General features: G+C 66.6%; 25 protein-coding genes and 1 pseudogene. 12 read left to right on the top strand and 14 right to left on the bottom strand.

What is annotated here, in order from left to right:
* Positions 1-193 precede the first annotated feature (193 nt).
* Together ACFWBU_RS05410 and ACFWBU_RS05405 are read left to right on the top strand one after the other, a co-directional pair.
* Complete coding sequence (locus tag ACFWBU_RS05410) at positions 194-1,153, top strand: sulfite exporter TauE/SafE family protein (RefSeq protein ID WP_169621955.1); 960 nt, start codon at positions 194-196, stop codon at positions 1,151-1,153.
* 76 nt (positions 1,154-1,229) lie between these two features.
* Positions 1,230-1,817 carry a hypothetical protein gene (locus tag ACFWBU_RS05405; protein WP_378527724.1) on the top strand — a complete coding sequence of 196 codons (588 nt, stop codon included), beginning with the start codon at positions 1,230-1,232 and terminating at the stop codon, positions 1,815-1,817.
* Positions 1,818-1,850: 33 nt separating this feature from the next.
* On the opposite strand, the gene ACFWBU_RS05400 is transcribed toward ACFWBU_RS05405, so the two are convergent.
* A complete protein-coding gene (locus ACFWBU_RS05400; protein ID WP_206037120.1) occupies positions 1,851-2,546 on the bottom strand; it encodes a helix-turn-helix transcriptional regulator in 696 nt (231 codons plus the stop codon).
* 64 nt (positions 2,547-2,610) lie between these two features.
* Between ACFWBU_RS05400 and ACFWBU_RS05395 the strand changes: the two genes are divergently transcribed.
* The 3 genes from ACFWBU_RS05395 (at position 2,611) to ACFWBU_RS05385 (ending at position 4,087) form a co-directional block, all read left to right on the top strand.
* Positions 2,611-3,069, top strand: a complete 459-nt coding sequence (locus tag ACFWBU_RS05395) for an OsmC family protein (RefSeq protein ID WP_378527723.1) — start codon at positions 2,611-2,613, stop codon at positions 3,067-3,069.
* Positions 3,066-3,482 (top strand): amino acid-binding protein, encoded by a 417-nt coding sequence (locus ACFWBU_RS05390; protein WP_378527722.1) that lies wholly within the window; start codon positions 3,066-3,068, stop codon positions 3,480-3,482. Before ACFWBU_RS05395 ends, ACFWBU_RS05390 begins: the two co-directional genes overlap by 4 nt.
* Positions 3,483-3,667: 185 nt before the next feature.
* Positions 3,668-4,087 (top strand): Hsp20/alpha crystallin family protein, encoded by a 420-nt coding sequence (locus ACFWBU_RS05385; protein ID WP_378527721.1) that lies wholly within the window; start codon positions 3,668-3,670, stop codon positions 4,085-4,087.
* Here the strand turns inward: ACFWBU_RS05385 and ACFWBU_RS05380 are convergent.
* The 4 genes from ACFWBU_RS05380 to mutA are packed head-to-tail and all read right to left on the bottom strand — an operon-like array spanning position 4,071 to position 9,971.
* Positions 4,071-4,766, bottom strand: a complete 696-nt coding sequence (locus ACFWBU_RS05380) for a lysoplasmalogenase (protein ID WP_346765329.1) — start codon at positions 4,764-4,766, stop codon at positions 4,071-4,073. The genes ACFWBU_RS05385 and ACFWBU_RS05380 overlap by 17 nt on opposite strands.
* Entirely contained in the window at positions 4,763-5,827 is a 1,065-nt protein-coding gene (gene meaB, locus ACFWBU_RS05375) for a methylmalonyl Co-A mutase-associated GTPase MeaB (RefSeq protein ID WP_169621949.1), read from the bottom strand. The genes ACFWBU_RS05380 and meaB overlap by 4 nt, the downstream gene beginning before the upstream one ends.
* A 7-nt stretch (positions 5,828-5,834) precedes the next feature.
* Positions 5,835-8,081: a methylmalonyl-CoA mutase gene (gene scpA / locus ACFWBU_RS05370; RefSeq protein WP_169652117.1), complete on the bottom strand. Its 2,247-nt coding sequence runs from the start codon at positions 8,079-8,081 to the stop codon at positions 5,835-5,837.
* Entirely contained in the window at positions 8,082-9,971 is a 1,890-nt protein-coding gene (mutA, locus tag ACFWBU_RS05365; RefSeq protein WP_169621947.1) for a methylmalonyl-CoA mutase small subunit, read from the bottom strand. It lies immediately after the preceding gene.
* 240 nt (positions 9,972-10,211) lie between these two features.
* Between mutA and ACFWBU_RS05360 the strand changes: the two genes are divergently transcribed.
* Both ACFWBU_RS05360 and ACFWBU_RS05355 read left to right on the top strand, forming a co-directional pair.
* Entirely contained in the window at positions 10,212-10,913 is a 702-nt protein-coding gene (locus ACFWBU_RS05360) for a TVP38/TMEM64 family protein (protein WP_378527720.1), read from the top strand.
* Positions 10,914-10,999: 86 nt separating this feature from the next.
* Positions 11,000-11,773 (top strand): crotonase/enoyl-CoA hydratase family protein, encoded by a 774-nt coding sequence (locus tag ACFWBU_RS05355; protein WP_296549528.1) that lies wholly within the window; start codon positions 11,000-11,002, stop codon positions 11,771-11,773.
* 33 nt (positions 11,774-11,806) lie between these two features.
* On the opposite strand, the gene ACFWBU_RS05350 is transcribed toward ACFWBU_RS05355, so the two are convergent.
* Positions 11,807-12,139 (bottom strand): amphi-Trp domain-containing protein, encoded by a 333-nt coding sequence (locus tag ACFWBU_RS05350; protein ID WP_169652118.1) that lies wholly within the window; start codon positions 12,137-12,139, stop codon positions 11,807-11,809.
* 230 nt (positions 12,140-12,369) lie between these two features.
* On the opposite strand from ACFWBU_RS05350, the gene ACFWBU_RS05345 reads away from it, so the two are divergent.
* Positions 12,370-13,965 (top strand): MFS transporter, encoded by a 1,596-nt coding sequence (locus ACFWBU_RS05345; protein ID WP_169621944.1) that lies wholly within the window; start codon positions 12,370-12,372, stop codon positions 13,963-13,965.
* Here ACFWBU_RS05345 and ACFWBU_RS05340 read toward each other — a convergent pair.
* The 4 genes from ACFWBU_RS05340 to ACFWBU_RS05325 form a co-directional block, all read right to left on the bottom strand.
* Positions 13,962-14,852, bottom strand: a complete 891-nt coding sequence (locus tag ACFWBU_RS05340; RefSeq protein WP_169652119.1) for an NAD(P)-dependent oxidoreductase — start codon at positions 14,850-14,852, stop codon at positions 13,962-13,964. The two genes, ACFWBU_RS05345 and ACFWBU_RS05340, sit on opposite strands and share 4 nt — an antisense overlap.
* A gap of 157 nt (positions 14,853-15,009) precedes the next feature.
* Positions 15,010-15,411, bottom strand: a complete 402-nt coding sequence (locus ACFWBU_RS05335; protein ID WP_169621942.1) for a DUF302 domain-containing protein — start codon at positions 15,409-15,411, stop codon at positions 15,010-15,012.
* 144 nt (positions 15,412-15,555) lie between these two features.
* On the bottom strand, positions 15,556-15,999 hold the full coding sequence (locus ACFWBU_RS05330) for a hypothetical protein (protein WP_378527719.1): 444 nt from the start codon (positions 15,997-15,999) through the stop codon (positions 15,556-15,558).
* Between the two features lie 99 nt (positions 16,000-16,098).
* Complete coding sequence (locus ACFWBU_RS05325) at positions 16,099-16,242, bottom strand: hypothetical protein (RefSeq protein WP_169621940.1); 144 nt, start codon at positions 16,240-16,242, stop codon at positions 16,099-16,101.
* 121 nt (positions 16,243-16,363) lie between these two features.
* On the opposite strand from ACFWBU_RS05325, the gene ACFWBU_RS05320 reads away from it, so the two are divergent.
* Complete coding sequence (locus ACFWBU_RS05320; RefSeq protein ID WP_378527718.1) at positions 16,364-16,657, top strand: hypothetical protein; 294 nt, start codon at positions 16,364-16,366, stop codon at positions 16,655-16,657.
* A gap of 108 nt (positions 16,658-16,765) precedes the next feature.
* Here the strand turns inward: ACFWBU_RS05320 and ACFWBU_RS05315 are convergent, their stop codons facing one another.
* On the bottom strand, positions 16,766-17,470 hold the full coding sequence (locus ACFWBU_RS05315) for a universal stress protein (RefSeq protein WP_169621938.1): 705 nt from the start codon (positions 17,468-17,470) through the stop codon (positions 16,766-16,768).
* 171 nt (positions 17,471-17,641) lie between these two features.
* Positions 17,642-18,946 (bottom strand): Na+/H+ antiporter NhaA, encoded by a 1,305-nt coding sequence (gene nhaA, locus ACFWBU_RS05310; protein ID WP_378527717.1) that lies wholly within the window; start codon positions 18,944-18,946, stop codon positions 17,642-17,644.
* 322 nt (positions 18,947-19,268) lie between these two features.
* Between nhaA and ACFWBU_RS05305 the strand changes: the two genes are divergently transcribed.
* The gene (locus tag ACFWBU_RS05305; protein ID WP_169621936.1) at positions 19,269-19,745 is read left to right on the top strand and encodes a polyketide cyclase; all 477 of its coding nucleotides are present in this window, start codon (positions 19,269-19,271) and stop codon (positions 19,743-19,745) included.
* Here ACFWBU_RS05305 and rph read toward each other — a convergent pair whose 3' ends face one another.
* The gene (gene rph / locus ACFWBU_RS05300; RefSeq protein WP_378527715.1) at positions 19,746-22,385 is read right to left on the bottom strand and encodes a rifamycin-inactivating phosphotransferase; all 2,640 of its coding nucleotides are present in this window, start codon (positions 22,383-22,385) and stop codon (positions 19,746-19,748) included. It lies immediately after the preceding gene.
* Between the two features lie 283 nt (positions 22,386-22,668).
* On the opposite strand from rph, the gene ACFWBU_RS05295 reads away from it, so the two are divergent.
* Complete coding sequence (locus ACFWBU_RS05295) at positions 22,669-23,157, top strand: hypothetical protein (RefSeq protein WP_169621934.1); 489 nt, start codon at positions 22,669-22,671, stop codon at positions 23,155-23,157.
* Between the two features lie 29 nt (positions 23,158-23,186).
* On the opposite strand, the gene ACFWBU_RS05290 is transcribed toward ACFWBU_RS05295, so the two are convergent.
* Positions 23,187-24,674 carry a flavin-containing monooxygenase gene (locus ACFWBU_RS05290; RefSeq protein ID WP_378527714.1) on the bottom strand — a complete coding sequence of 496 codons (1,488 nt, stop codon included), beginning with the start codon at positions 24,672-24,674 and terminating at the stop codon, positions 23,187-23,189.
* Between the two features lie 252 nt (positions 24,675-24,926).
* Here ACFWBU_RS05290 and ACFWBU_RS05285 point away from each other — a divergent pair.
* A pseudogene (locus ACFWBU_RS05285) lies at positions 24,927-26,394 on the top strand (aminotransferase class I/II-fold pyridoxal phosphate-dependent enzyme).
* Positions 26,395-26,417: the final 23 nt, after the last annotated feature.

Below are 26,417 nucleotides of genomic sequence, written 5' to 3'. Positions count from 1 at the left end.
AGCGTGCACGCGACGAGCATCGAGGCGGCTCCGGCCACCATGCTTGCGCTCATGCCGTTCTGGCCTACGCGTCGTGGCGCGTGTTTCGACTGTCTGTGTTGCACCGAGGTCTGTTGCTGAGCGGTTCGACCGCTCCTTTCGGTTCTCACCACCGAGCACAGCTCGGTTACTTTCGGACTTCGGAGCTCTGCTCATGTTCAATTTGCTCGTATTCACCCTTGTCGGCGTCGGTGCGCAGCTCGTCGACGGCGCCCTGGGCATGGCGTTCGGCGTCACCGCGACCACCCTGCTGATCTTCAGCGGTGTCGGTGCCGCTCATGCGAGCGCGGCGGTGCACCTCGCAGAAGTCGGGACCACGCTGGTCTCCGGCGCGTCGCACTGGCGGTTCCGCAACATCGACTGGAAGGTCGTGCTGCGACTCGGTGTTCCCGGGGCGATCGGCGCGTTCCTCGGTGCGACGGTGTTGTCGAGTCTGTCGACCGAGGCAGCGGCACCCGTGACTGCCGCCATCCTGCTGGCGATCGGCGTGTACGTCGCTCTGCGATTCTCGGTGCGGCCACCGGCGGTCGCGCACGCACGGACCTCGCCGCACACGGCGAAGTTCCTCTCCCCTCTCGGCTTCTTCGGCGGCTTCGTCGACGCGAGCGGCGGTGGGGGCTGGGGTCCGATCACGACCAGCACATTGCTGTCGCGCGGCAAAACCGCCCCCCGCACCGTGATCGGCTCGGTGAGCGCGTCCGAGTTCCTCGTGGCCGTGTCGGCGAGCATCGGTTTCCTCGTCGGCCTGGGGCACGAGTCCCTCGGCAATCTGCTGGTGGTCGCCGGTCTGGCTCTCGGTGGCGCCCTGGCGGCTCCGTTCGCCGCATGGCTGGTGAGCCGGGTACCGGCCACGTTGCTGGGTACTGCCGTCGGTGGGGTCATCGTCCTCACCAACGCCTACAAGCTGCTCGGCGTCGCCGACGCCGGACCGATCGCGTCGGCCTCGGTGACGTGCGCGATCGTGGGCGCCTGGATCGCGTTGCTGGCAGTGTCGTGGAAGCGTTCGCGCCTGACTCCGGCCGAGTCCTCCGGGGCGCTGGAGCGCCTCGGTGTGCCCACGCCTGTCCCCCTGCGCGAAACTGTGATCGACGGCGCGGGGAATCCGCGCCCGTAACCGGTTCGGCCGAGCAATGTCCGCTCCCCTCGCCATACCCCACCACCGGGCCCGCCTGATCGCTACTATCCCCGGCGTGACACAAAACCGAATACACATTGTTGCCGCTCTCCTTGCGGGCGGACTGGTACTCGCAGCGTGTTCGGCGGGCTCCCCCGCGGAGGCCGAGACCGGTGGTCCTCGCGATCTCGCCGCCTCCGACTCCCCGGAGAGCAGCGGACCGGACTACGTGGCCGCGGTACGCGCCCGTTTCGCGGATTGCGAGGCGATCGGTGCGACAGTCACTCCCTATGTCGCCGGCCTCGTGTCCACACCGTCGGACAGGTTCGACCCGTCCCGGGTGTACTGCACGTGGGGAAGCCGGGGTTCGTCCGATGCCGGCGGCTCACGCGGCGTCGAGATCCTCATCGAACCGGGCAACGGTGTCGTCGCGACCGCTTCAGCCGCGACCACCGGACTCGAGATGATTCCCGACGAGCAGATCGAATTCTTGGGCGGGCTCGCCTACAGCATGTCCGTCTCGACCGCGGGGACTGCCTTCTCGGCGACGAAAGTCGAACTGCCCCAGGTGTCGGTGTCGATCACCGTCGGGGGCAGCGGCGCGCAGTCGACACCGAGTGGACCTGCCGCTGTCGAGATCACGAAGAAGCTGCTCGGGTTGTAACGCCGAGCGACCGCGGCACCGCCGACGACCCGATCAGACTGACGCGAGGGTGTCGCCGTCGACACCCCAGTGCTTCTCGAGCGCGTCCCGTCCCGCGGCACTGACCGCGAGACCACGACCGCGGCGAGCGGGCAGGACCCAACCGGCTGCGAGGGCGTGACTCGCGAGGACGGCGCCGAGTCGTCCTGCGAGGTGTGGCCGCCGCTCCGTCCAGTCGGGACACGCCCGGCAGAGCGGTCGGCGGGACGACGCGCCTGCCGCGAGGTCCAGGCCGATGTCGCCGAGCCGGATCAGCCCGAGATCGGTCGCCTCCAGCCCTCTTTCCTCGCACAACCACCCGGCCCGGACCATTGCGTCGGTCAACGCGACGCCGAGACGCCCGGCGAGATGGTCGTAGCACAGCCGTGCCTGCGCAAGGTCTTCGGCCTGACGAGATTGCCGGTACGACACCACCGGAGCAGAGGGGCACAGATGGCCGAGCTGTTCGAGCGCAGCGGCGATGGTGGGACCGGCGATGCGGTAGAAGCGTTGCCGGCCGCGTACCGTGCCCACGATGAGGCCGGCGTCGCAGAGAATCGCCAAATGCCCACTCGCAGTGGATGGGCTGACCCTCGCAGCCGCAGCCAATTCCGATGCCGGCCGACTCGATCCGTCCATGAGCGCATTGAGCACGACCGACCGCGCGGGGGCCGACAGCGCGTGCCCGATCACCGAGAAGTCTTTACTCACAACACAACTGTAGAACGGGGACAGTTCGGCGCACGCCGAAACTTTGCAGGGATACGGTGCCGACATGACTCGACACCACTACAGCGCTCACATCGAATGGCAGGGCACGACAGGAGCAGGGTACGGCGGGTATTCACGCACTCACACCGCCACCGCTCCGCCGGCAGCCCAGCAACTTTCTCTCAGCGCTGATCCGGCGTTCCGCGGGGACGCGGACCTGCTGGACCCCGAGCAGCTCCTGGTCACCGCCGCCTCGTCCTGCCAACTGCTCTCGTTTCTCGCGGTTGCTGCTCAGGCCGGCCTCGACGTGCTCTCCTACGAGGACGCCGCCACTGCGGTGCTCGATACCGGTAGCGCCCCTCCGCAGATAGCCGAAATCCGGCTCGCACCGATGATTCGCGTCGCTCCGGGAACCGATCACGAGAAGGTCCGCACCGCGGCCGCCGCCGCGCACCGCGGGTGCTACATCGCGAACACGCTGAAGTGTCCCGTTCAGGTCGAGGTGACGGTGATCGACGCATGAGCACCCTCCGCGATATCGAAGTAACACTCCCCGACGAGCCCGGTGCCCTCGCGCATTTCGGTGAGCTGCTGGGCCGGGCGGGAGTGAGCCTCGAAGGCGGTGGCGTCTTCACCTTCCGAGGTACAGCGATCGCCCATTTCCTCGTCGGCGACGCCGAGACCGCGAGTCGCGTGCTCGACACGGCAGGCGTCGGGCCGGTGACGATCCGGCCCGTGGTGATGCTCGCGCTCGATCAGGAGGTGCCCGGTCAGCTGGGTGCCTTCACGCGCTGCCTTGCGGACGAAGCGATCAATATTCTCGTCCAGTACAGCGACCACGACCACCACCTCGTCATCGTCACCGACCCAGCGCGACACGAGGACGCCCGACACGTCGCCGCAGAGTGGACGACCCGGTCGCAGCGAAGCGGGTGACTGCGCGATCGGCACGCCCCTGCGCACCGATCGCCCGATACCCGCCACGAGGCCACACACGGTGCACTACCTTGAAGCCAGAGCGCGACCGAATTCGATTGCCCGACAAGGACAATCGGTGCATTCGCGTGGATTGTCCGCACTGGGCCGGACACGAAACCGGCATTCACCTCTAGGGAGATCTCATGTCCACTGTTCCCGCACGCCGCGCCTGGAACCCGTTTCCGGAACTGTCCGACTTCTTCGATTCGATCGGCGGGTTCCGCCCGACTCTCGGCAACAACATCATTCGCGTCGAGGACGAACTGGCAGACGGCCGCTACATCGTGCGCGCCGAAATGCCCGGTCTCGATCCCGACAAGGACATCAACGTGCAGGTGAACGACGGGCGGCTCGAGATCTCGGCCGAGCGCACCGACAAGAAAACGGACAACGGCCACTCCGAGTTCACCTACGGTTCCTACCGGCGCAGCGTCACCCTCCCGCGCGGAGCCAAGGAGGACGACATCGACGCCTCGTACGCCCAAGGAATTCTGACCGTGTCCGTCGGTATCGGCGACACCGACTCGTCCGCGAAGAAGATCGAGGTCAAGAAAGCGGACTGACGCGGACGTCGGCCTGTGCTTCCGCGTTCCTGGTGAGGACACCGCGTGCGATGAGAGCTTGCGCGCAGATATAGGTGATCATGATCCAGAAACCGGTGGCGGGCAGGGAGAACCCGTCGACGAAGGCGTTCAGCGCGATCAGCGAATCCGAGACCACGAAGACGACCGCGCCCCACGCGACGGTCCGGGACACGCCCGTCGCGAGAACCGCCATCGTGGCGATGCACGCTCCGTAGATCGTCACCGCGACGACGAGAGCCCCGGCGCCCGGCGCACACACCGCGATCAGAATCACCACTGCCGCGGCGTACGGCGCGAGAAGCCACCGGTTCGTGCGGATCACGCTGCGGTGGCGGTAGGGCAGGAACGCGGCGATATACGTGATCTGGGCACACAGGAAGAACCCGATCAGCACGAGGAATGCTGTGTCGCCGTCGAACAGGTCCGGGGCTGCGTCGCCGAGCCACGAAAACACCAGCGCGAGAAGCGTCAGTGTCACCAGCCGATCCCGGGGACGCGCGGTCCGGGCGGCCACTCCGAGCGCGAGCAGCGGCATGAGCAGCCACTGAGTGGACTCGGTCACGAAGGAATCAGGGTCCACCAGCTGGGCGACGAGGTGCGCCACTGCGACGGCCGCGAACGCGACGAATGCGGCGGTAGCGGCCGCAGTGCGGTTCACCGCTCGCCGCCGTCACCCGTGGACACCGCGCTGCCGACGTTCGTAGCCGTAGCGCCGGCAGACTCTTGTTCGCCCACACCGTCGAACGCATCGAGAATTCGTTGCGCCGCCAGAGCCGCGGTGAGCGATCCGTCTTGCACCGCCGCCTCGACCTCGCCCCGGATCGCCTTGACCCGCGGTGCGGATTCGAGACGCCGCAGCAGCTGGTCGTGCACCATCGTCCAGGTCCAGTCGATCTGCTGACGACGCCGGTTCTCTTCGAATCGGCCCGCCTCGGTCAGCACGCGACGGTGCTCGAGGACGGTGTCCCAGAACGTGTCCAGGCCGCTGCCTTCGAGCCCGCTCATCGTGATGACCGGAGGTTTCCACAGCGCGTCGTGCGGGTGCACGAGCCGCATGGCCCCGGCGAGTTCCCGGGCGGCGACGCGGGCGTCGCGCTCGAACTTGCCGTCGGCCTTGTTGACGGCAACGAGATCGGCCAGTTCGAGCACGCCCTTCTTGATGCCCTGCAACTGGTCGCCGGTGCGCGCGAGTGTCAGGAAGGTGAAGCAGTCCACCATGTTCGCGACCGTCACCTCGGACTGCCCGACACCGACGGTTTCGACGAGAATCACGTCGAATCCGGCCGCCTCGAGCAGCACCATGGTTTCGCGGGTGGCCTTCGCGACACCGCCGAGTGTTCCGGCGGTCGGCGACGGCCGGATGAAGGCATCGCGTTCCACCGACAATCTGGCCATGCGGGTCTTGTCACCGAGAATCGATCCGCCGGTGCGGGTCGACGACGGGTCGACCGCCAGGACCGCCACGCGGTGCCCCTTGCCCAGCAGGTACATGCCGAGGTTGTCGATGAACGTCGATTTGCCGACACCGGGAACGCCGGTGATGCCGACCCGGATCGCCCCGCCCGCCTCCGGGAGCAGGCGCAACAGCAACTGCTGCGCCTGCTCCCGATGGTCGTTGCGGGTGGACTCGACCAGGGTGATCGCCTTCGCCACGGCGGCTCGCTGTCCCGCGAGCACCGCGTCGGCGAGAGCGTCGGTATCGACCGGAGGTCTGCCCATGTCCGGTCTATCCCTGGACGTGGTGGCCGAGCTGGGCTGCCAGCTTCGTGAGCAGGCCGGCGGCCGCGTCGGCGATCACGGTTCCGGGCGGGAAGATCGCCGCGGCACCTGCCTGGTAGAGCTCGTCGAAATCCCCGGGCGGAATGACGCCGCCCACCACGATCATGATGTCCTCGCGGCCCACCTCGGCCAGTGCCTGCTTGAGAGCAGGAACGAGAGTGAGGTGACCCGCGGCCAACGACGACACACCGATGACGTGCACGTCGTTGTCGGCCGCCTGCTGGGCGACCTCTTCGGGCGTCTGGAACAGCGGTCCGACATCCACATCGAAGCCGAGGTCGGCGAACGCGGTGGAGATCACCTTCTGTCCGCGGTCGTGGCCGTCCTGCCCCATCTTCGCGACGAGGATGCGGGGCCGGCGGCCCTCCTCTTCAGCGAACTTCTCGACGAGTTCCGTTGCCGTGGTGATGTTGGTCGCCTTTCCGGCCTCGTCGCGGTACACCCCGCTGATCGTGCGGATCTCGGCCTGGTGCCGCCCGTAGACCTTCTCGAGGGCGTCGGAGATCTCTCCGACAGTCGCTTTCGCGCGTGCCGCGTCGATCGCGAGGGCCAGCAGGTTGTTCTCCATGCCGCCGTCGGCCGACGCGGCGGCGCGGGTCAGCTCGGCGAGCGCGGCCTTCGTTGCCGCCTCATCGCGGTCACTGCGAAGCCGCTCGAGCTTCGCGATCTGCTCGGCGCGCACCTTGGAGTTCTCGACCTTGAGCACCTCGATGGTGTCCACCTCGTCGGGAACATACTTGTTGACGCCGATCAGCGGCTGGCGCCCGGAGTCGATACGGGCCTGGGTGCGCGCGGCAGCTTCCTCGATGCGCAACTTCGGGATGCCTTCGGAGATGGCCTGTGCCATTCCGCCGGCTTCCTCGACCTCGGCGATGTGCGCGCGGGCCCGGTTGGCGAGCTCGTGGGTGAGCCATTCGACGTAGTGCGAGCCACCCCACGGATCGATGGGCCGGGTGGTGCCCGACTCCTGCTGCAACAACAGCTGCGTGTTGCGGGCGATACGGGCGGAGAAGTCGGTCGGCAACGCGATCGCCTCGTCCAGCGCGTTGGTGTGCAGCGACTGGGTGTGACCCTGTGTCGCGGCCATCGCCTCGACGCAGGTACGCGTGACGTTGTTGAACACGTCCTGCGCGGTCAGCGACCACCCCGAGGTCTGCGAGTGGGTGCGCAGCGACAGCGACTTGGCGGACTTCGGTTCGAACTTTTCGACCAGTTCGGCCCACAGGAGCCGGCCGGCGCGGAGCTTGGCCACCTCCATGAAGAAGTTCATTCCGATCGCCCAGAAGAACGACAGCCGTGGTGCGAACTTGTCGATGGCCATGCCTGCGTCCAGCCCGGCACGGATGTACTCCACACCGTCGGCGAGGGTGTACGCCAGCTCCAGATCGGCGGTCGCTCCGGCCTCCTGGATGTGGTAGCCGGAGATCGAGATGGAGTTGAACTTCGGCATCTTCGCGCTGGTGTACGAGAAGATGTCGGAGATGATCCGCATCGACGGCTTCGGCGGATAGATGTAGGTGTTGCGGACCATGAACTCTTTCAGAATGTCGTTCTGAATGGTTCCGGCGAGTTGTTCGGGCTTGACGCCCTGCTCTTCCGCGGCGACGACGTACAGCGCGAGAATCGGCAGCACCGCGCCGTTCATCGTCATCGACACGGACACCTGGGACAGATCGATGCCGTCGAAGAGTTGCCGCATGTCGAGGATCGAGTCGATCGCAACACCGGCCATACCGACATCGCCCTGGACGCGCGGATGGTCGGAGTCGTAGCCGCGGTGGGTCGCGAGGTCGAAGGCGACCGACAGGCCCTTCTGCCCGGCCGCGAGATTGCGGCGGTAGAAGGCGTTGGACTCCGCGGCGGTGGAGAATCCGGCGTACTGGCGGATGGTCCACGGCTGGTTGACGTACATCGTCGGGTAGGGGCCGCGCACGAAGGGCGCGATCCCCGGGTAGCTGTCGAGGGGGTAGCCCTCGGCGACGATCGCGTCGCGGTCCGCCCGGGTGTAGACCGGCTTGACGTCGATCCCCTCGGGGGTGGACCACACCACTTGGTCCTTGGTGTACAGGTTGGCGGTGGCGACGGATTCGGTGAGCGCGTCGGCCTGCTCCGGAGTGGGAGCGGACGGCACCGGCGCCGCCGGATCAGTCAGCGGGATGTCGGCGAAGCTGCCGATCTCGTGTTCGATACTCACTTACGCTCCCAGGGTGTCGAGCAGGTCGGTCAGCGCGGCAACCGCGTCGATACGGGCGGTGAGGAAGCCGTCGGGACGGCTCTCGCCCTGCACATCGCCGACGGCTTTCTCCGGTCCGGCGAGCAGCACGGTCGTGATTCCCGCGGCGCGCAGCGCGGCGGTGGCGGTCGCGGCTTCCTGGCCGTACCGGGCATCGGTGCCGCAGAGGATCGCGATACTCGCGCCGGAGCCGCTGACGGCGGCGGCGACGGCATCGCCCGTGAGATCGAGCGGACCCGGGTTGACGGTCTCGATGCCGCCCGATGCCATCAGGTTCGCGGCGAAAGTGCTGCGGCCGTTGTGTTCTGCGACGGGTCCGAGCGGTGCGAGCAGCACCTTCGGCCGGGCGCCGTGTGCGGCGAGGTAGACGTCCGAGCGGTCACGCAGCGCCTCGAACGGCGCCGCATAGCGCGCGGCGAACGTGCCGGCGTCCGCGGCTCCGGCGGGGAGCGGGGCCTCGGCGAGATTGGGGAACTCGTTGATGCCGGTGAGCGCGGTCCTGCGATGCGCGATGTCGTCTTCCCTGTGCGCACGGGTCGCGGCGATGCGTTCGGCGACCAGCCCCGACTCGAGGGCGGCGCGGTATCCACCGGCAGCTTCGATCTCCTGGAAGAACTCCCAGGCCTTGGCGGCGATCTGCGCGGTGAGTTCCTCGACGTACCAGGATCCGGCGGCGGGGTCGAGAACGCGGCCGAGGTTGGATTCCTCGAGGAGCAGCAACTGGGTGTTGCGGGCGATGCGTGCGGCGAACCCTTCGGACACGCCGAGCGCGCCCGTCGGCAAAGCGGCATCGAACGGCAGCACGGTCACGGCGTCGGCACCGCCGATGCCCGCGCCGAATGCGGCGAGGGTGGTGCGCAGCATGTTCACCCAGGGGTCGCGCTGGGCCATCATCGCGGCCGAGGTGACTGCGTGCTGGGGAGCGTTGCCGGCTTCCGGTGCGCCGACCACCTGGGCGATACGTGCCCACACTTGCCGGCCCGCGCGGAACTTCGCGATGGTCTGGAACTGATCGTCCGTCGCAGCCAGGCGGAACTCGATCTGTCCGAGCGCCTGCTCCGGCGAGAGTCCGGCGGTGATCAGTTCGCGAACGTACGCGAGACCGGCGGCGACCGAGGCGGCGAGTTCCTCGGCGTCCGAGGCACCGGCGTCATGGAATGCGGTGCCGTCGACGGTGAGGGCCCGAACCGTGCCGGTTCGCTCTGCCGCCACGACCGCGAGTTCGACCGCTTCCGGCACGGTGGTGTCCGCGCGGCCCGAGAATTCGCTGGTCAGCGGCGCGGCACCGAGAAAGAGGCGTACGGCATCCGGGTCGGCGAGGTCGCTGCGGGAATCGACGACCGCGTACAGCGCTGCGGTGGCAGCAACGGTCTCGGCCCGGGCGTCGAGTGTCACCGGCGCGAGGTCGAGCAGTACGTTCTCGAGGGCTGCGCCGAGAGACTCGACGGGAAGGTCGGTGCCGCCGACACGCAGCCACAGTGCACCGACGCCGTTTTCGAGTCCGTTGAGGATGCGCTCGTTGACCTTGGTGGCGGTGCCGTAACCGGTCGCTGCCGCGTCGCCGCCGAACTGCGCGGACACCAGCCAACCGGTGGTGACGTCGCGGGTGGAGGAACCTCCGCGTACGAACGGGAACTCACCGGGCAACGGGACTTCGGGACGTTCGTCGCGAATGCCGTAGAGGGGGTTCACGGTGACACCGTCGTACGTCGTGGTCTCGAGCAGTCGCTGCGGCTCAGGGCCGAGTTCTGCCGGATCGACACGCCGGGACTTCGCGAGCACTCCCGCGACCGCGTCCTGCCACTGCGCATATGCGCGCGCGGCGTCCTCGGCTTCTGCAGCTAATGACACGTGCGATTCCTCCTACTGCGGCATGCAGGATCTGTTCGGCGGCGTTGTGGGCCGGAGGCGGATGATCCCGAAAAGGTTAAACCTTTGTCGCTGTGATGCTAGCCGCACACTCTGGGCACTCACTGTGGGGATTCCCACAGATTCTCTAACGATCGATAAATGTGGTCCGCAGTGTGTGATCGGGCACGCCGGTCGCGGCACCTCCGGAAGTACCGCGCCCCGCGGGTACGCTCAGACCCCGTGACGAGGATTATCGGAGACCGCAGGATCCTCGGTCTCCTCCTCTTGCTCGCCGGCCTGATCGCCGTGGCGCTGCTGGTTCCGCTCCCCTCCGTAGGACAGATTCGGGAGTGGTCCCAGTCGGTGAACGGCCCCACGCTGATCCTGACGTTCTTTGCGATCCACACACTCGTGACGATCGCTCCCGTGCCGCGAACGGTGTTCACGCTCAGCGCCGGTGTGCTCTTCGGGAGCGTGACCGGAATCGCGGTGTCGGTCGCCGCAACAACCGCAAGCGCGATTCTGGCGTTTCTTCTGCTGCGCGCCGTAGGGCGCACCGTCGTCGAGGCGCATCTGACGCACCCCGCCGCCAAGGCGGTCGATCTGCGCCTGGCCCGCCGTGGCTGGCTCGCTGTCGGGTCCCTGAGATTGATCGCGGCTGCACCGTTTTTTGTCGTCAACTGCTGTTGCGCGGTGTCGTCGGTGCGATTCGTGCCGTACACCCTCGCCACGATGATCGGCATCCTTCCCGGCACCGTCGGTGTCGTGTTGCTCGGCGACGCCCTCACCGGCCGGGCCGATCCCGCGTTGATGGTCGTCAGCGCCGTGTGTATCGCGGTCGGTATCGGTGGCCTCCTACTCGAAGCGCGACTCCCCGAACCGGCGGGCTCGGCTCTGGATGCTGTCGTCGATCCCCCGGCACACTCGCCCCGGAGCGAGTGACATGCCCCGGTCGATACTGAGTATTGCCCCGGCTCTGCCGCACTCCCCTTCACACTGGGAGCGATGACGGGGAGCGGAGCGGGAAGATGACGAGATACGAGTCCATTCGCGTCGAGACCGAGGATCGCGTGACCACGGTGGTCATGGCGCAACCGGGTCGTCGCAATGCCGTCGACGGTGCGATGGCTGCGGAACTCGCGCGGGCATTCGAAGAGTTCGACACCGACCCCGGCACCGACGTCGCCGTCCTGTACGGCGAGGGCGGGACGTTCTGCGCCGGCGCCGATCTGAAATCGATCGGTACAGAGAGAGCCAACACCGTCGCGGTGGAGGGTCACGGCCCGATGGGCCCGACGCGCCTGAGCATGTCGAAACCGGTGATCGCGGCGATCGAGGGCTATGCGGTGGCCGGTGGTCTCGAGCTTGCGATCTGGTGTGACCTGCGGGTTGCCGCGTCGGACGCCGTGTTCGGCGTGTTCTGCCGGCGCTGGGGAGTACCGCTCATCGATGGCGGCACCGTGCGCCTACCGCGACTGATCGGCGAGAGCCGGGCCATGGACATGATTCTGACCGGCCGGCCGGTGGGTGCGGACGAGGCGCTCGGTTTCGGCCTGGCCAATCGTGTGGTCGAGCCCGGCACCGCGCGAGCAGCCGCAGAGCAGCTTGCCCGCGAGCTGACGCGCTTTCCGCAAACCTGCATGCGCAACGACCGCCGGTCGGCTCACAACCAGTTCGGACGCACAGAGCGAGAGGCCATGGCACTCGAGATCCGGGTCGGGATGGAATCTCTCGCGGTCGATACGACCCACGGCGCTGCTCGGTTCAGCGACGGAGAAGGCCGCCACGGCGACTTCTCGTAGACCGGCCCGGCTGGACGGGCGTGCGCCACGGGGTCATTTTGCCGGGGTCTTGCGGGGCCGTCCCCGGCGCGCCGGCCGGGCAGGAGACGGGCTCGCCGGCTCCGTCGACGGTTGTTCCTCGGCCCCCGATGCGCCGGACGGAGCGTCGCGCCAGCTGATTTCGATTTCGATTTCGATCTCGTCGCCGTCGACCTCGATCTCCAGCTCCCACCGCACTCGGTCGGCGACCTCCATCGTCACCGAGTCACCGGACGATCCCAGCTCCACCTCCGAGCCGTCGGCGAGAGCACGGCCGAGTTCGATCAGCCGCTCGGACGCTTCCTTACGAGAAAGCTCGGACGTCTTCTTGATCTCCAGCTTGGGCACGACGACTCCTGACCTCAGCGCAGTGTGCACTCACCGTAACCGCCGCGAGGTATGTGACCGGCCCGAACGAGAAGACGGACGGCGGGTCAGCGGCCGCACGAACCTTCGCGACCTCTGCCTGCATCGCCCTCGCTCGTGGGAAACTCGATCTCGGGATGGGTATCACACCGGGTACCGGTGTGGCTTCCCGGCCGCTCCGGCGACCCCGACCGAACGGCGGTGCACACCGCATGAGCGAACACCCACCTGCCGGCGAATCGTCCGGGGAAGTAGTGGCTCCTCGGCGGCTGCTGGGTCTCCTGCTGGCGATGGCGATGTTCGTCCTCGTCGTCGATACCTCACTGATGAACGTGTCCATCTCGTCTGTGGTTCGCGATCTCGACACGACCGTGAGCGGTGTTCAGTCGGCGATCGCGCTCGAGGCACTGGTCTCGGCCGCGTTCATCCTGATCGGCAGCAAGATCGGCGACCTCATCGGACGGAAGCGGGCCTACGTACTCGGCCTGCTGGGCTATGCCGTCGGTGCGACAGCCATGGCACTCGCACAGACCCTCACGGCGGTCATCGTCTTCTGGGCCGTCCTGGGCGGTATCGGCGCGTCGCTGCTGTTACCCGCCATGCAATCGCTCATCCACGGAAACTTCGAAGGGAAGGCGCAGAAGAAGGTCTACGCCCTGGTCGGGGCGGCCGCCGCGATCGCCGCTGCGGTCGGGCCACTGCTCGGCGGGTTCATCACCACGTTCCTGTCGTGGCGGGTGGGCTTCGTCCTCGAGGTTGTCGTCATCGGGATCGTGTTGTGCGGGATCGGACTCGTCCGCGACGTGCCGTACACCGGTCCGCGGACGATCGACCTGGTCGGCGCCGCCCTCTCCGTCGTGGGAATGGGTGGCGTCGTACTGGGGATTCTGGTGTGGCAGGAAGGCGGCGAGTTCGTCGGCGTGCTCCTCGTGCTCGGCGCACTCTCGCTGGTCTGCCTCGCGGGCTGGCTCGTGCGCCGCAAACATCGAGGGAAGACGACGTTGCTGGACCCGGATCTGTTTCACTCCACGATGTTCCGGCTTGGAATCACGGGACAGATGCTCCAGCAGATCGCCCTGGGCGGGACGATGATCGCGTTGCCCATCTACCTACAGATGGTGCTCGAATACAACGCGCTTCAAGCGGGACTGTCGCTCGCGCCGCTGTCTCTCAGTATGTTCGCGGTGGCGTTGCTCGCAGGCAACAAGGCCGGCGACCGGCGCCCCAGCAGCATCATCCGCGGAGGATTCGTGCTGTTGACGATCGGCATCGCCGCGCTGATACCGATCGTGCCGCGAGCCGAATTCGGATGGGGGCTCATACTTCCCCTGATGATCGCCGGATCCGGCCTCGGTTTGCTGGTGTCCCAGCTCAACAACTACACACTCGCACCGATCGACGAAGAGCGCATCAGCGAAGCGGCGGGGGTCAACTCCGCGTCGGGGTCGTTCGGACTCTCGTTCGGACTCGCATTCGCAGGTGCTCTGATGCTGGCGACACTGTCCTTCACGTTCACGTCCATGGCGGAATCGAGCACCGTACTCCCTCCGGCCGAGCAGCGTCAGGTCGCGCACGTGCTCGAGGACGACGCGCAGGTCATGAGCAACACACAACTCGAACAACTGCTCGTAGAACAGCCGCCGGTGATTCGAGACGAGATCGTTCGGATCAACACGGACAGCCGTCCTCGCGCTCTCCAGGTTGCCTTGCTCGTTCCCCTTGTCGCAGGCCTCGCCGGGATCGTCACATGCCTACGGATGGGGCGCATACCCGATCCGGAATCCCACGAACCGGCGGACAGCACCTAGGCGGTGGTGTCCCCGGTCAGACCGGCCCTGCGCCGGGTCGCCTCGGTGATCGCGGACCAGTCCTGACGGGCCTGCCCGTGGGCCAGCGCATCGATGAACACATCTTCGAGCACGCTTCCGAACGGCAGTGTCACATCGGCCTCCCGCGCCTGGGCGCGTGCGAGACGCACATCCTTCAGCCCCAGAGCCAGTCCGAATCCGGTCGGCTCATACGTGCGACGAGAGATCATCCGCCCGTAGCCCTCGTAGACGGCACCGGGGAACAAGCTGTCGTTCATGATGTTCATCAGCAACTCCGGTGATCCGCCCACCTTCTCCGAGATGGTCGTCGCCTCGGCCATGGCCTGGAGTGCGTTGGCGATCAGATAGTTGCCGAGAATCTTGACGATGTTGGCCTGCTTGGGGTCCTCGCCGATCCGCCACGTCCGGCGTCCGATCGCCTCGAGCAGCGGAGCCACTTCCTCCACGGCGGAGGAGTCACCCGCGGCGAGCACCGTCAGGTTGCCCGCGTCCGCAACTTCCGCGCGCCCGAAGACCGGGGAGGCCACGTAGCGGACGCCGATACCTGTCAGCGCCTCCGCAGCGTGGGTAGCCATTTCGGGGCTCACCGTGGCGAGGTTGACGTGGATGGCACCCGGCGGCATCGCAGCGAGAGAGTCGGGAGACAGTACGGTGCCCGCGAATGCGTGGTCGTCGGCGAGTGCACTACACGAGATGGGCACACGCAACGCCTCCGCCGGCGAGTCGACTTCCGTGGCACCGTACTCGACCACAGCGCCGGCTTTGCCGGGGCTTCGATTCCAGACGGAGACGGTGTTTCCGGCTCGTGCCATATTGCGGGCCATCGGTGTACCCATCGTGCCGAGGCCGAGAAATCCGATCTCCACAGCAAAGTCCTTCCCATCGGGAAAGCGTGTTGGCGGCCGGTTCAACTCTAGCGCCGCCTCCGTGCGGGCGCGGGCGCTCGACGGAAGCGGGCGAACGGTCGCGGCGGCTCGTGAGACCCGAGAGAAGCAGTACCGCCGGATCACGCAGGGTCGTGGATCAGTCGTTCTGCAGTGCGTCGATCGCGGCTGCGAGTTTGGCGGCGGCGTCCTCCGCGACCTCACGCAACCCCTCGGTGTCGGCCACCTGCACCATGATCTGCGGGTTCATCGCATCGATGATGATCACGTCGTCGTTCTCGGGGTCCCGACGCACCACGACATTGCAGGGCAGGAGAAGTCCGATCTGCCTGTCCGTGGTCACGGCGCGATGCGCGAGTGGCGGATTGCACGCGCCGAGAATCACGTAGTCTTCGATGTCCTCGTCGAGCTTGGCCTTGAGCGTCGCCTTCATATCGATCTCGGTGAGAACACCGAAACCCTGCTCCGACAATGCTTTTCGAGTCCGGTCGAGTGCGTCGTCGAAGGTGGTCGCGAGAGTGGTCGAGAGTGCGAGGGTCATGGGTGTTTCCTTTCCGGTCCGGCGTCGGGCCCGCTTTGCGTCAGGCGGGCGCCGCCTCTCAGTATACCCCTCGGGGTATCCCCACTCCCCGTTCGGACGCCCGGCCCACCGGGCCGACCGAGGGTGCGCGACGAACTCGGACCCCTACTCCGGCGAGGGCGACGCCGGCGTCCTCGACGGCCCGGACCAACTCACGACCACCGACCGCACCCCCGAACATTCCAGCATCGACCGAATCGGCCCGCCTGCGCACAACTGACGGTCGAGTTCTCTCTGTTGCGCGCCCAGATCACGGCCGTCGGGTACCCCGACGAGGATCTCGACAGGGGCAGTACTGCGCCCACCCTCGAGCAGGAGTTGTTCCTCGTGGACGGCATGGACCGGGACGTCCTCGTTTCCGGCAGCATCTCCGACGACGAGCGCGACGTAGTCGGCTTCGTCGTCGTGGTAGACGACGAGATGGCTGGGGCGCGTCGTTGCGGGCAAGGAAACGTCCACGTGCTCGCCTCGACGCACCTCCTGCAGTTCCCCACCGAGGCTCACCCGCCGGGCAGTCCAGCTGAAGAATCCGGTATCAAGCTCCTTCATCGCTCGCCCGCTCTCCTCGTGGTCACTCGTACGAGAGTTATTCGTCGCCGGAGTGCGGCGGGACGGGTGAGTGTTTCTGCGGACCTCCGCCGTCACACGTCAGCGCGAGCGGCGCTTGTCGCGTAACCGGGTAGCGAACTCGCGCGCCTTGCGCTGGTTCTCCGGTTTGGACGCTTCGCGCTTGACCACCTGGATTGCCTTGACGGCCACGCCGCCCTTGATGACCCTGCTGAGCATTCCCATCGTGTGCCTCCTGTCGTGCGGACATCGAATCCGATACTTCAAACGGTACGAGCCGACACCGGACTGCGCGACCTACCGGTAGTACTCCGGACCCACCAGGAGGCAAGGCAATGCTCCCGCAGTGACGACGGACGATCATCACGATCCACAGAAAGGACACGATATCCAGGTCCGAAGGTCCCTGATCGCGCGACGATCATCCCTTGTGCTGGGCCGACTTCCTGCAGAGAATCACCGCATGGGGAACTTCGGGGTGCCCGCCGATCTTTCGGACGACGAGATCGTAGAAGGCCTCTATTTTTGGCGAAACAGACTGCGCCACTTCGCTTCCGAAGGAGACACCGTCGCCGAGGAAGAGGCTCGCGCCGCCCTCGGACAATTCACGAGCGAGGCTCAGCGGCGCGGACTTCACTGAGGCGGGCGACCGCTCCCCCGGCTGTCGTCCGACGCCGCCCGGCGTTCGCTGCGCCCACCGCCGTGGCCGGATCGACCGTCGTCGATGCGTGGGAAACATGGGGGATCGCTAACGGTTTCCGGTTTCTCTCGGCGAGTCGAGTGGGCTCACCCGAACGGCCACAGTGGGTTCTGCGGAATCCTGCCCTTCCGACGGAACCGTCGGATCCACCACGAGAACAGGGACCGGACAGTGCGCCGTGAGATACTCCGCCACGCTGCCGAGCATCCGGGTCGACATCCCGCGGCCCCGCTTCCCGACGACCAGCACGTCTGCACGGTGGTTCTCGGCGTACCAGCGCAGGCACTCTCCGGGCGGACCTGCAAGAACCGCGTAACCCACCGGAACGGTCCCGGCGCCGGAGGCTGCCGCGGTCAGACGCTGCTTCGCCCGGTCCACCATCGTCGAGTCGGGGTCGTTGGCGTCGTCGTAGGACACGACCGCGACCAGCTCGAGAACTCCGCCGCCGCTCCCGAACAAGCGCAGCGCCGAGTGCAGCGCGTGCTCGGCCTCGACGGAAGCGTCGTACCCGACCATTACGCGGAGTCCGGACGCCTTCGCGGCGTCGGCGCCCCAGCTGTCGACGGACGTCACGTCGACGGAGCGGGGATTGCGTTCGACTCGCTCGTACGCAATGGGGACGAACAACGGCCCGAGGATCACCGCGATGAGTGTCCATCGACCGTCGTGTCCGCGGCGCGCCATCCATAGACCCGTCAGCAATCCGACGCACACCCACACGACGACGAAGACGGCAAATACGGTCCAGTTCACGATCTTCTCCTCGTACACGATGCAGCATCACGGTGTGTCCGCGTGCGGACCTCGGGGACAGTGCGCACCTCGGGGACAGTGCGGAAGTCGGGGACAGTGCGGAAGTCGGGGACTGTGTCCCGCGCCGAGCTCGGCCGAACTCTGCCTCCCGGCGCCGCGCCGAGCCCGATCTCAGGCATGACGCTCACCCTTCTGGTAGACGTCGGGGATCCCGTCTCCGTCGTCGTCGACCGTCTCCAGTGCGACGATCCTCCGGTAGGTGCGGTTGCGGACGACAAGCACCGACGAAGCGCACAAGGCACTGAGCAGCGAGCCGCACAGGACGGCGACCTTGATGTGGTCGGCGGCAGGAGTCCCCGCGCCGTACGCGAGATCCCCGATCAGCAACGACACCGTGAATCCGATACCGCCGAGCAGCGCGACACCGAACACATCGACCCAGCTCAGTTCGTCGTCCAGGTGCGCGCGGGTGAAGCGCGCCACCAGGTAGCTGACACCGAAGATTCCGACGACCTTACCGATGACCAAGCCCGCAATCACGCCGATGGAGATGGGATCGGTGAGGGCATCGGCCAACCCCGTGAGGCCGCCGACCGTCACGCCGGCGGCGAAGAACGCGAACACCGGTACCGCGACTCCGGCGGACAGCGGGCGAATCCGGTGTTCGATGTGCTCGGCCACCGGAACCTTATTACCGTCGACCATCCGTGACACCGGAACCACGAACCCGAGCAGGACGCCGGCAATCGTGGCGTGCACCCCGGATTCGTGGACGAGCCACCAGGTGACAGCAGCCAAGGGCACCAGCACCCACCATGCGTTCACCCCGCGCTGCAGGGCGAACCCGAACGCCAGCAGGGGAAGCAACGCAGCGCCGAGAAAGAGCAGCTTTACATCGTCGGTATAGAACACGGCGATCACCGTCACCGCCAGGAGGTCGTCCACCACGGCCAGCGTGAGCAGAAACGTCCGCAGCGCCGACGGCAGGTGTGCGCCGATCACAGCGAGGATGGCCACCGCGAACGCGATGTCGGTCGCGGTGGGGACCGCCCAGCCGTTGAGCGCCTCCGCACCGCCGCGCGCGTTGATCGCAACGAAGATCAACGCGGGGACCACCATGCCGCCGAGCGCGGCGGTGACAGGCATCGCGGCGCGGCGCAGATCCCGCAGACTGCCTTCGACGAATTCGCGCTTCAGTTCCACACCGACGACGAAGAAGAAAACCGCGAGCAGCCCGTCCGCCGCCCACGTGCCCAACGACAAATCCATGTGGAGCGCCGACGGACCGACGGTGGTCTCGCGCAAGGCGTGGTAGGAGTCGGACCACGCGGTGTTCGCCCAGATGAGCGCGGCGACCGCCCCGACGAGCAGCAGGATGCCGCCCACCGTTTCTTTGCGCAGAATGTCCGCCACACGCCGGGATTCCTCCCAGGAACCACGGGACAGGAACGGAAGGCCGGAGAAGATGCTCGACATCACACGTCCTCGGAAGACAGCGCGGCCGACTGTCGTGCGGGGCAGCATCGGCCGGGCCGAGAATTCACGACGGGAGTCAACGCGCCGGGCATCCCGGCAGGCGGGGTTGGAGATACAACACGACGGTACACACAGTCCTCCGGCTCGAGAGTGAGATCATCACCTTGCCGACCAGACTTCCCGGCGCACCGGAAAGGACAGTACCGCACTCGTACGGTGCGGACGGTCGTCGCCCTCCTGCGCCTCGCACATGCTGGAGCAGGCCGTCGCGAGCAACCGGCGCTCCCGTGCGGTGATCCCGTATCTCTGGCACCATCATGGCGTGACGACCGATCGGATCGAAGTACAGCGGACCGTCAAGTCCGATCCCGCAGCGATTTTCGCGGTGCTGTGCGACCCCCAGGGGCACGTTGCCATCGACGGTTCCGGCATGTTGATGGACGCGGAGGGCCCGGTGGTGACCGCGGCCGGCGATAAATTCGTCGTTCACATGGACCGGGAGGCCCTCGGTGACATTCCGATGGGTGAATACGATGTCACGGTCACGATCAGAGACTTCGTCCCGGAACGAGAGATCTCCTGGACCATCCTGGGAAGAGTGCGACCCCAGATCGGGCACATCTACGGCTACCGGATCGAACCCGTCGACGACGGTTCTCTCGTGACGTCGTACTACGACTGGTCCGAGATCCACCCGACGTGGCGCGAGGCGGGCATCTTTCCGGTGATCTCCGAGGCGACTCTCAAATCGTCGCTCGGTATCCTCGCGCGCACCGTGCGCCGGGGTTATCCGCACTGATCACGGACCCGGGGGTGCGTCACGTCCCGTGCCTGCCTCGGGCATGATCTCGACGTAGCCGTCCGTCCCGTTCACGCGAATGAGCGAGCCGTCCCGGATCGTCCCGGTGGCGTGCTGCACGCCCACCACGGCCGGCACGCCGTACTCCCGTGCCACCACCGCGCCGTGGGTCATCAGTCCGCCCACCTCGGTGACCAACCCGCCGATCGAGACGAACAATGGGGTCCAACTCGGATCGGTATACGCGGTGACCAGGATGTCGCCCGGCTCGAGGTCCGCCTTCGCCATGTCGTCGACCACCCGGGCTCTCCCCTCGACCACCCCGGCGGAGACCGGCATGCCGGTCAGTGCGCCGTCGGGGACGTCCTCACGCCGGTACTCCCCCACGATGACCTCCCCGTCGGACGTGAAGACCCGAGGGGGCGTGAGAGACGTGTACGTGCGGAACAAGTCTTTCCGCTCCCGCACAAGGGCATCGCACTCTCGATGCGTGCGCACGATGTCGCGCAGTTCCTCGAACCTCAGGTAGAAGATGTCGTCCCGGTGGCGGAGTACACCTGCGTGCACGAGGCGCTCGGCTTCGGCGGACAGTGCTCGTTTGTACACGAAATAACGGCTGACCATGGCGTACTTCGGGTACTCCCGGTACCCCGAGAAAGCCCGGAGACGGTCGATCATGCGTTCGGTCTCGTCCGCTTTCCGATTCCCGTCCGGCAGCGTCCGTAGGCGTCCGAGCAACTCGCGTGTCTTTTCTTCCGCCTCACGCCGGCCGTGTTCGAAACGCCGCCTCGCAGCGCCGGGAGCAAAGTTCTCGACGTTGCCGACGATCACCGGCACCAGAGCCGTCGGCCGTTCGCTCCATCGCGGCCTCGTGATGTCGACCTCGCCGGCACAGCGCATCCCGTACTCGGCGAGATACTCGTCGATCGCGGCTTCGGCCTGCCGACCGCCGGGGATCTCACCCAGTTCCCGCCGGAAACGTTCGTCGTCGCCACCCGATCGCGCCACATGCCGAAGGAACTCCACCACCTCCGGGTACGGCCGGATCGCGTCCGCGACGTCGAGGAGCGCCAAACCCATCTCGGAGGTGACGTTGCGGGGAACGGATTGCGCGAGCGTGTCGGCAGCGTTCCTCTCGCCGAGCCACTCGTGGAGATGAGCGCCGAGCCACCGCGCCGATTCCATCGCGGAGGTGATCACCCGAAGACTTCGGGGATCGAACAACAGCCGTCTCAGCTCCTGGATGTCGCTTTCGATGAAATCGAGCAACGCCGTCCCGGATCTGCCACGGATCTCGCGCTGCAACGCGTCCAGAGAGGCCTCCGCGTGCGCGATCAACTCGGTGACGACCTCCGGGTCCGCGTCGAGCAGGTCGGGTGCGTCCGGCACGGGACCGCCCGGCTGCTCGTCGGTGCCCGATCCAACGAGATCCGCGCGGGCGAGAACGGTGTGCAAGGCATCCCCGATGAGTGGATCGGATCTTCCGAGGCCTTCCACCAGGGCGGCACGGGTCGCCGGTGCGGACAGCGCAGCGGTGACATCGACGAACAACCGTCCTCCCGCATCACGCATGGGTGCCGGACTCGTCAACTGCCACACGGAGATTCCCAACGGCTTCATGGCGTCGGTCATCATCTGCTGATGTCCGACCGACACGTAGACGTGTTTTTCTCCGTCCCGTACTGCGGGGAGCGGGAACAGGGTGGTGACGGGCCGACTCTGGACGACGCGGAAGTCGTCGCCCACCAGACACCATTCGATGTCCTGGGGGCAGCCGAAATGAGCCTCGATGTCCCGCCCCAGACGCGCGAGACGAAGGATCTGCGCGTCGGACAGGACGGGGATGTTCCGCCGCTCCGGTTCGACTTCCCGGACGCGCGTTCCCCCGGTGGGCGCAGCCCACAGAGCGTGCCGTTTCCGGGCAACCGCCCTGGTGACGACATCGCCTGCGCGCACGCTGTAGACGTCCGGGTTCACGGAGCCCGACACGAGCGCCTCACCGAGCCCGAAGACTGCTTCCACGGACACGACCGTGCGATCGGAGGTAACCGGGTCTGCGGTGAACATAACCCCCGCCGCGTCCGGGAACACCATCTTCTGCACGACCACAGCCATACGGACCTGCCGGTGGTCGAATCCGTTCCGCATTCGATAGGCCACGGCCCGCTCGGTGAACAGCGACGCCCAGCATCGCGTTACGCACCGAAGGATCTGGTCACGGCCCGAGACGTTGAGGTACGAATCCTGCTGTCCGGCGAAAGACGCCGTGGGCAAGTCCTCGGCGGTGGCACTGGACCGGACCGCGAAGGCGGCATCTCCACCGAACCCGCCGAGCGCCGCGAGGACCGCGCCCGCGACATCGTCCGGAACGCCGTGATCTTCGATGGAGTCGCGGAGCGTCCCGCTCGCCACACGGATCCCGTCGCGGTCGTCCGGGTCGAGTAGCGACAGTCGATCGAGCAGGTCACCGAATGACGGAACGGCGTCCATGGCACGCGTGAATGCATCCGCTGTGACGCAGAAGCCGTCCGGCACACGCGTCCCTGCGACCCTCGTGAGTTCTCCTAGATTCGCCCCTTTTCCTCCTGCCGGCGCCCCCTGTTCCCGCCCGACCTCACCTAGACCCAGTACGTAGTTCATGCCCGCTCCTCTCGCTGCGCGCCCGAGCACTCTGCGAGCGAGTATGGGCCGAAAATCCGGGTCTCATGAGGTCGCCCGATGCGGTATAACGTGAAAGGGGGATAGCGAGACGTGTATACCCCGTCCTAGCGGGCCTGGGGTTCCGGAGCGTCCGCTGAACGCACACGGCGCCAACGTATTCGAGGTTTTCGGGCGCCGGAAACGTATCGCGATGCCAGAATTCTCTCACCACCCGGCCATTTCGTGCGTGCCTGTCGCGCCACCGAACCGTCCGAGGAGAGATATGCACCGGAAACTGTCCCGCCTGATCGTCACCCCGCTCGTCACCGTCGCGGCCGCATCACTGAGCGTGGGTGCGGCGCACGCGGTCCCGTGGAACTCCGTCGACTTGTTCCCGCCGAAGGATCCCGTCGAGACACCGTTCTGCAGCATCGATTACGTCGACCCCAACGACTTCGGTCGATTCGACAGCAGTGACGTCACCGTGGCCTCGCCCGCACCCGGGCAAGTGATCTTCACGTTCCACACCCATTCGCAGTCTGCAGCGCCGTACACCCAGAGGGCGCATGTGGTCTGGGCAAACCTCGACACGGGTTTCAACGGCGTCGGCGAGGCAACGGCGCGTATCGACGCTGGTGACACGATCATCGAGTTGCCTGTCCAGAACACGGAACCGGGCCGGATCACGGCCGTCACCGGTGTCACCAACACCGCAGACAACGGGCAGAACGTTACGTACTACGACTGCTCCACCGAATACACCGTGCCCTGACGAAGCACGCAAGCCGTCCTGACCCCTGGTCAGGACGGCGGCGCCGTGACTACGTCCGCACGAGAAGCCGACGCCACGTCGAACGCGGTGTCGTCGAATGCCGCAAGCTCCTTCAGCATCCGCCGGGTCGACCACGGCCAGTTGAAACTGTTACGGCCGTTGGCGTCGAAGAAGTAACTCTGGCAGCCTCCGGCGTTGTACACCGTGCCGGCGAGTGCCTTCTGTACGCGCGTGTTGAAGGAGTCCTGCGCGGCGCGGCGGGGCTCGACGCGGGTCCATCCCTCCTGCCGTGCACGGGTCAGCACCTGGAGGACGTAACCGAGCTGCGCTTCGAGAATCGTGAATGCCGAGGTGTGGCCGGTGCCGAGCGACGGGCCGAGCAGAACGAATGCGTTCGGGAACCCTGCGACCGTGGTTCCGAGATATGCTTGCGGACTGCCCTTCCAGTGGTCGTCGAGGCTACGGCCCTGCGCGTCGAAGATTCGGCTCGCGACCGGCATGTCGAGAATGTGGAAGCCGGTGCCGAAGATGATCGCGTCCACGGCGGTTTCGCTTCCGTCCGCCGCGACCACGACGTTCCCGCGCACGGACGCGACGGCCGTCGGATGAACCTCGACGCCGGGTCGGGCCAGGGACCGGTAGTACTTGTTGGAGAACAGAAGTCGTTTACAACCCAGCATGTACCGAGGCGTCAGCGTCTCGCGGAGTCGGGGTTCGCTCACCTGAAGTCGGAGCCATATCTTGCCGAGTTGCTGAATCACCTTCATGATCCACGGGTTTCGGAAGCCGAGTCCGAGCGCCTCCATGATGCCGTACTCGACGCGCCGGAGAGCGTCGTGCGCGCCCGGCACACGCCGGAGTACGGTGCGCTCGAAGGCGCGCAGGGCGTAGTCCGGCTTGGGCAGCACCCACTGGGCCGTGCGCTGATACACGTGCAGGGCTTCGACCTTCGGCTGGATCTCGGGGATGAACTGCACCGCGGACGCACCCGTGCCGACCACCGCCACGCGCTTTCCGGTCATGTCGTACCGGTGGTTCCACCGCGAGGAATGGAACACTTCGCCCGGGAACGTGTCGAGTCCGGGGACGTCGGGGACGAGGGGTTCGTTCCAGGGACCTGCTGCCGCGATGAGCGCGCCGGCCGTGATCACGCCGGCGGAGGTCTCGATGATCCATCGGTGGGTCTGTTCGTCCCACTGGGCGCGACGCATCTCGGTACCGAAACGCACGCGGGGAAAGATGCGGTGTTCCCCGGCCACTCGCTCGACGTAATGCCGAATCTCGGCCTGCCCGGCGAAGAGGCGGGACCACTCCCGGTTGGGTGCAAACGAGTATGAGTACAGAGCAGAGGGGACGTCGCAGGCACATCCCGGATAGGTATTGTCACGCCACGTACCCGCGACAGCGTCTCCCTTTTCGAGAAGAACGAAGTCGTCGATCCCCTGCCGGCTCAACCGGACCGCCGCGCCGATACCGGAGATTCCGGCGCCCACGATCACCACCTCGTAATGCTTCACTGCCGAGCCTCCATATGCAGTTCCCCCGATGACAGGACCGAGTCGCCGTCCACGTGCACCCGTAGGTGCGAGCGGTGCCGGAAACCGATCCATCGACGAATTGTGTGTAACTCGCCGTCATACCAAGAAGTTACCAGGCCATGCAGTCTCCGACCACCGCGTCGACCACTCGCTCGGCATATGTTCTGCGGGCCCTCCGGATCCGAACAGCGTCAGCCGATTGCCGGAGGGATAACCGGGTATCTCGACGTCATGGACCAGTCGGAGACACCGCTGCTGACGGGGTTGGCGCAATACCACGAACTTGGTCGCTACGGATTCTCCCCGCCGGCGCACCGCGAGGGCCGCGGGGTCGATTCACGCGTCGTAGAGGTGCTCGGCATCGATCCGTTCCGGGCCGACGTACTCGCTTCCGGCGGTCTCGACGACCGAACCTCCAGCAACGGGTACCTGTCCCGGGCCGAGCAACTCATGGCCGAAGCAGTCGGCGCCGAACAGGCCTTCTTCTCGACCTGCGGCAGTTCGCTCTCGGTCAAGGCCGCGATGATGGCCGTGGCGGGAAACGATCCCGGCGGCTTGTTGCTCGGGCGCGATTCCCACAAATCGGTTGTTGCGGGATTGATCTTCAGCGGCGTCGTTCCCCGGTGGATCACCCCGCAGTGGGACGAGGATATGCACTTCTCCCATCCGCCTTCACCCGAACAGGTGCGGCAGACATGGGAGGAATACCCGGATGCCGCCGGAGCCCTGATCGTCAGCCCCAGCCCGTACGGCACATGCGCGGACATCGAGGGCATCGCCGCGGTATGCCACGAACGAGGCAAACCGCTGATCGTCGACGAGGCGTGGGGCGCGCACCTGCCCTTCGACGACGACCTGCCGACGTGGGCCATGGATGCCGGGGCGGACGTGTGCGTGGTGAGCGTCCACAAGACGGGTTCGGGCTTCGAGCAGGGTTCGGTGTACCACGTGCAGGGAGACCTGGTCGACGGCGCACACCTGTCCGCCTGCGCGGATCTGCTCATGACCACGAGCCCCAATGTGATGATCTACGCCGCGATGGACGGCTGGCGACGGCAGATGGTCGAGCACGGCACCGAATTACTCGGGAGCGCACTCGACCTCGCCCGTCGCACGAGGGACCGGATCGCCGCACTCGACGGACTCGATGTCCTCGAAGGCCGCTTGCTCGGTGACCAGGCCTCACACGACCTGGACCGGCTCCAGATTCTCGTCGACGTCGACGCGCTCGGCGCCTCGGGCTATCAATGTGCCGACTGGCTCCGCGAACATTGCCGGATAGACATGGGATTGACCGATCACCGCCGGATCCTCGCAACGATCTCGATTGCCGACGACGAGGACACCACGGACCGTCTGGTCCGTTCCCTCGAGTTGCTGGTGCAGGCAGCCGAATCGTTCGATCCCCCGCCGAAAATGTATCTGCCGGGACCCGACGAGATCCAGCTCGAGTCGGTGATGTCGCCGCGAGATGCATTCTTCGGCCGTGCGGAAATGGTCGCGGCAGACAAGGCCGCCGGCCGTATCGCAGCCGAGCAGATCACCCCGTATCCCCCGGGCATCCCCGCGGTGGTGCCCGGTGAGCGGCTCGATCGGGCGGTTCTCGACTACCTGCGCAGCGGACCGGGCGCCGGGGATGACTCTCCCCGACGCAACCGACGCGACTCTCGAAAAGCTACGTGTGGTCGTCGAGGACTGACGTCGGTCCGGAACAGACGGAAC

The sequence above is a fragment of the Rhodococcus sp. NPDC060084 genome (genome assembly GCF_042730335.1).
Classification (GTDB): domain Bacteria; phylum Actinomycetota; class Actinomycetes; order Mycobacteriales; family Mycobacteriaceae; genus Rhodococcus.
The sequence above is the reverse complement of the archived record's forward strand: the minus strand, read 5'-3'. Positions and strand labels throughout refer to the sequence as shown.

Excerpts from the sequence above, each read along its gene's own strand:
- nhaA (WP_378527717.1), bottom strand. The coding sequence starts at position 18,946 with ATGTCGAGCATCTTCTCCGGCCTTCCGTTCCTGTCCCGTGGTTCCTGG.
- meaB (WP_169621949.1), bottom strand. The coding sequence starts at position 5,827 with ATGGGCAGACCTCCGGTCGATACCGACGCTCTCGCCGACGCGGTGCTC.
- ACFWBU_RS05330 (WP_378527719.1), bottom strand. The coding sequence starts at position 15,999 with ATGAAGGAGCTTGATACCGGATTCTTCAGCTGGACTGCCCGGCGGGTG.
- ACFWBU_RS05395 (WP_378527723.1), top strand. The coding sequence starts at position 2,611 with ATGACTCGACACCACTACAGCGCTCACATCGAATGGCAGGGCACGACA.
- ACFWBU_RS05335 (WP_169621942.1), bottom strand. The coding sequence starts at position 15,411 with ATGACCCTCGCACTCTCGACCACTCTCGCGACCACCTTCGACGACGCA.
- ACFWBU_RS05355 (WP_296549528.1), top strand. The coding sequence starts at position 11,000 with ATGACGAGATACGAGTCCATTCGCGTCGAGACCGAGGATCGCGTGACC.
- ACFWBU_RS05295 (WP_169621934.1), top strand. The coding sequence starts at position 22,669 with ATGCACCGGAAACTGTCCCGCCTGATCGTCACCCCGCTCGTCACCGTC.
- ACFWBU_RS05385 (WP_378527721.1), top strand. The coding sequence starts at position 3,668 with ATGTCCACTGTTCCCGCACGCCGCGCCTGGAACCCGTTTCCGGAACTG.
- ACFWBU_RS05390 (WP_378527722.1), top strand. The coding sequence starts at position 3,066 with ATGAGCACCCTCCGCGATATCGAAGTAACACTCCCCGACGAGCCCGGT.
- ACFWBU_RS05325 (WP_169621940.1), bottom strand. The coding sequence starts at position 16,242 with ATGGGAATGCTCAGCAGGGTCATCAAGGGCGGCGTGGCCGTCAAGGCA.
- rph (WP_378527715.1), bottom strand. The coding sequence starts at position 22,385 with ATGAACTACGTACTGGGTCTAGGTGAGGTCGGGCGGGAACAGGGGGCG.
- ACFWBU_RS05345 (WP_169621944.1), top strand. The coding sequence starts at position 12,370 with ATGAGCGAACACCCACCTGCCGGCGAATCGTCCGGGGAAGTAGTGGCT.
- ACFWBU_RS05410 (WP_169621955.1), top strand. The coding sequence starts at position 194 with ATGTTCAATTTGCTCGTATTCACCCTTGTCGGCGTCGGTGCGCAGCTC.